The organism is Halomonas sp. ATBC28 (assembly GCF_005937175.1).
GTDB classification, from domain to species: domain Bacteria; phylum Pseudomonadota; class Gammaproteobacteria; order Pseudomonadales; family Halomonadaceae; genus Vreelandella; species Vreelandella titanicae.
The window spans coordinates 1-4,768 of sequence record NZ_VCQL01000047.1 but is presented as its reverse complement, the minus strand read 5'-3'; the positions used below and the strand labels follow the sequence as shown (position 1 = coordinate 4,768).

1 protein-coding gene and 1 pseudogene are annotated in these 4,768 nt (G+C 63.6%); both read right to left on the bottom strand.

Annotation, left to right across the window (positions count from 1 at the left end):
- Window positions 1–2,825, bottom strand: a 2,825-nt coding sequence (locus tag E0L35_RS26770; RefSeq protein WP_249362188.1) for a DUF6531 domain-containing protein, incomplete at its 3' end; no start/stop codon positions are given.
- A 189-nt stretch (window positions 2,826–3,014) separates the two neighbouring features.
- Window positions 3,015–4,768: pseudogene (gene tssI / locus E0L35_RS26765) on the bottom strand (type VI secretion system tip protein TssI/VgrG); the annotation flags it as partial.

Sequence of the window (4,768 nt, the reverse complement as noted above, 5' to 3'; positions counted from 1 at the left end):
CGATCACCGTCCCAGCCGTAGTGGGTGGTGGCGGTGGTGCCGTTGGTGTGGCGCACGGTTTTGCTGATGCGTCTTCCTAGGCCGTCATAACGGTAAGTGGCTTCGCGGGTAGCCCCCAGCTCGCTGGCGTGGATCAAGTGCACTAAGCGATTCGCGCCGTCGTAGCTCAGGGTTAGGCGTTCGCCGTTGGGCTGTTGGCGTTCGATCAGGTTACCGGCGCCGTCGTAGCGGTAGCGGGTACCGTTTAACTGCCCCAGGCGATTATCAGAAAGGGCCTGTTGGCCTTCTAACCGATTACCGGCCGCGTCCACCGAGTAGCGGTGGGCGTGGTCGCCGTGTTGGCTGCCGATCAAGCGCCCGGCGGCGTCGTAGCTGTAGGCAATGACTTTTTCTGCTGGATCGCCTTGTAGGCTGCGGAAGCTCATCCGGCCTAGGGCGTCGTATTGGTAGTCCTGCTGGCTAGTGGTGTCCGGGCTGCGCAGGGTGAGGTGATCCAGCTGGCCCAGGTTCGTATACCCGCGCTCCAGCACCAGCGGTTGATTGTGCGCATTGGCACCGGTGCTGAGACGGCGCTGGGTCTCCCGGTGCAGGGCGTCGGGTTCCAGGGCGATCTCAAGATCCAAGCCGGGGGCGTTCATGCCGTGCAGGTGGCCGCTGCCATAGGTATGCCAGTTGAGCGCGGGGAGATCCCCAAACTGGCTGGCCTGGGGCGCGCCGGTGGCGGTGAGACTGTGCTGGTGCTGCCACTGCCAGCCGCTATCGGCATGTTGCTGCTGTTCGCCGATTAAGCGTTGGGCGTGGTCATAGCTGAATGTGACTTCACCATGATCGTTGGTGACGCTGAGTAGCTGACCATTGGTACCCCACTGGTACTGCTCCGTGCTGGCCGGGGCGTGCTCGGTCGCGGGCAGGTGGCGGGCGGTGAGGCGGCCAGCTTCATCGTAATCGTAACGGGTGACCAGCGGCTGGCCGTCGGGGCCGGGGCGGTTGGCCTCAATGCGCTCGATCAGTCGCCCGGCGTCATCGTAGCGGTACTGCTGCTCCCGGCCATCAGGGCCGGTCTCGCGGGCTAAGCGATCCATGTCGTCATAAGCAAAACGGTAAACCGCGCCATTGCCCAGGGTGAGTTCGCTGAGACGGCCAATGTCATCGTAAGCGGTAAACTGCTGGCTGCCGTCGGCCTCGATGCGCTGCACCGGGCGGCCGTGGTCATCAAAGAAGAACTGCTGACGAAACCCTTGGGGGCCTTCCAGCTCCACCAGGCGCCCAAGAGCATCCACATGGTGGTGCCAGTGGGTGCCGTCCGGCAGTTGCGTGGCGAGTCGCCGACCCATCTCGTCGTGCTGGGTGCGGGTGGTCTCGCCCAAGACGTTGGTGACGCTGGCCAGATAGCCGTGGCGGTCATAGGCGTACTCGGTACGCTGCTGGGAGCAGTCGATCTGGGCGGTGACCTGGCCCAGGGCGTTCCACTCGCGTTGGTGGGTTGCCCCAACCGCATCGGTAATAGTCGTGGGGCGATCAGGCAAAGCATCGTGATCGTAGGCGAAGGCGGTAGTGCCTTCCGGCCCGGTGACTTCCACTGGAAGCCCCTGTTCGTTGCGCGTTATTTGCCACGTTTGATCCTCAGGCCCTTCGATACTCACCGGCTGGCCCAGGGCATCGCGCTCAATGGCCCAGCGGGTGCCGTCCGGGCCGGTCTGTGCAATCACTTGCCCATGCTCATCCCGCTCAATCAGCGTCTCGTGGCCCAGCGGATCCACGGTGGCTACTTTGAGACCGGCCCGGTCGTAGCGGAACTCGATGCGCGAGCCGTCGGCGCGGGTATGGGCCGTCCAGCGGCGGCCGGGGCCGCTGCCCACAAAGTGGTAGCGCTCCTCCCGGCCCAGGCTGTCGGTGACCAGGGTGTGATCCACTTGGTAGCTGTACGTCCGCGCTAAACCTCCTGCTTCCTGCTGGCCCACCACGCGACCATCCGGGGCGTGGCGATCCCAGGTGTAGTGGGCTTCCATGCCCCCGGGGACCCGGTGGGCGGTGAGCATATGATCTTGCCACTCGAACTCGCGTACCACTTCACCGTGGCGATGGCGCACTGCAATCAAATCCCCGACGGGACTATACGAGTAGCGCACCAGCCAATCGTCCTGGGCGCTGCCGTCGTGTGCTTGCACCAGCTTGACGCCGGTTAGGCGCTGCCCGGCATCGTCGGGCTGGGCAGGAAGCAGGCTGTCGTAAACGAATTGGTAGCGACGCTGGGCGCTGTCGATCACCGTGACCAGCAGACCGGCTTCCCAGTGGTACTGGGTGGCATAGCCGTTGCGGTCGCGCTCTTCGATCAGTGACCAGCGAGCAGCGTTATCGCTTGAGCTATTACCCGAAGTCGCATCCGAGGTTGTCGCCACGTCTGCTGGATGGGCAGAGGCTGGGTTAGCAAACACATAATAAAGACCGCTGGCATCGCTAAGAACAATACGTTCGGGATCCTGGCGCAGCGTCTCATCCAGCACGTGCCAGCGAGGCGCGTTGCTCTCTCCATCGGCTGAGGCACCCCCACGGCGTATCCATAGCTGCTCGGTGGGCGAGAAGCGCGCCTGGCCGGGGGCCAGTGGCCCAAAGGTAATTTGACGCCCCTGGGCATCATGGACGATACAGGCGTCATCGCTGAGGGTGATGACGAGGCTTTCGCCGGGCACCGACCAACCCTGACCGAGTACCCCAATCCGCCCGTTGCTGGAGAGATAGCCGCGACTAAACACAAACGGCCGTGGCGCGGGTAGCGCAAAATCGGTCTCGGCGGGCAGCAGCTTGGCGCCCAGCAGCGGGTTCACCGGGCTGCCCACCGCGGGTTGGCAGGCACTGCAGTCGTCGGCCAGGCCATCGGTGATGTCGATATCGTCCAAGGCTAACGGGGTGGCGGCGGTGATGTCGCTGCTGAGCAGTGGGGTCTGATGCGGTTCGAGGGTAACGTCCTCGCTCTCCTCGGGCTCGGCCTCAAAGGGTAAGCGGGGCAGCACAATGGCGTGGCCCTGGCCGCGCCCGGGGCTACCGCCGGAGTTGATCTTGACCTGAGGGCCGACAATGGTCACCCCGCCGGGGTCGAGCTTGATAAAGCTACCCCCGGCTTTAAGAGTGATCTCGCTACCCGCTTCCAGGACGATCTGGCTGCCCGCCTTGTGGTGTAACTCGCGGCCGGTCTCCACCAGCTGCGCCTCGCCGTAGACCTCATGGCGGGTTTGATCGACCTGAAGGTGGTCATCGCCCTTGATCTGAGTGTAGCGCTTGCCGTGTACGGTGAGGTGATCGTCGTTATGGATTTCGCTCAAGCGGTTGCGGTGGAGCTTAAGGTGGCTGTCCCGGCGGATCTCCTCGGTGCGGTCGTTAAGGGTGAGCAGCTCCAGGTCTTTTTGGGCGTGCAGCCAGATCTGCTCTTCACCGGTGGCGTCCTCGAAGCGCAGTTCGTTAAAGCCTTCCGACTTATGGCTTTGGGTGCGGATCACCGTGCGGGTTTTGTGCTCCGGCAGCGGGTAGGGCGGGGTATTCACCGCGTGGTAGGTGCGCCCGGTGACCAGCGGTTGATCGGGGTCGCCCTCTAAAAACGAGACAATGACCTCGTGGCCGATCCGGGGGATCGCCATACTGCCGTAGCCACCGCCTGCCCAACCCTGAGCCACCCGTATCCAACAGCTGGCGGTCTCGTTGGGTTCGGCGTAGCGATCCCAGGGGAACTGCACCTTGACCCGGCCGTGTTCGTCGCAGTAGATCTCTTCGCCTTCGGGGCCGACCACAAAGGCCACCTGGGGCCCATCGACCCGCGGTTTGGGATTGGGCACCGGGCGGAAAGTCTGATCCTTCGGCATGATCACCACGTCGTTGTGGTAACGGGTCATCAGCTCGCCCGACTGGGCACTGCTACCGCCATTACCACCCCGCGCCATACCGTCCTCTTCCAGGGCCTGGGGCTGTTCGCCGTGGTGCACCACCGAGACCACCTGCCACGCTTGGTTAAGGCTATCGATATCGTGGTCGGTGAGGGTAAAGCAGATACCCGGGGCGAGCTCCGGTAAGTCACTCTCGGCCTCGGCGGTGGTGGCGTCGGCGCGCAGGGACTCTAACCGGTGGCGGGTAAACGGCTTGCCGGAGGCGTCCTTCTTGTAGCGGCCAGGGTAGTCAAAGTGTTCGTAATCCTCCCGCTGGGCGTGTTCGCCCAAGTTGGGAGCGAGGTGCTCATGGATCTGCGCATAGGGCGGGTTTTTAAAGGTGTAGTCCTTGAGCATCGCCGAGGCGGGGCGCACGCGGTTGGCCTGACGCAATTTACGCACATGGCGTCGGGGCGGTGTGCCTCCGGCGCGGCCGTGGTAGGTGCGCTCGCCCACGCTGGGCAATACCACGGTGGCATCGGCAAACACCAGCTGGTGTTTGCCACCCTCGGCGTTCTCAAACTCATGGAAATAGAAGCAGCCCTCTTCGGCGGCTAAACGCTCGATAAAGGCCAGATCGGTCTCCCGGTACTGAACCAAAAACTCCCGATCAAGGGGCGTGCGAGTAGTCGCAAAGCCGATATCGGTGAGGCTACGCTCATTAGCGAGGGTGGTGATGGCGTCAAAAGGCGAGGTGTCCTGAAAGATCCGCGAATTATGGCGCAGCGATAGCCGCCACAGAGCGGGGCGGATCTCGACCCGGTAAAAGCTGCGGCGGTGCCCCCTATCGCCGCGGTGAAGCTCTGAAATCATCCCATGCACGCGGCGTAGCGGCTCGCCGTCCTGCCAAATGG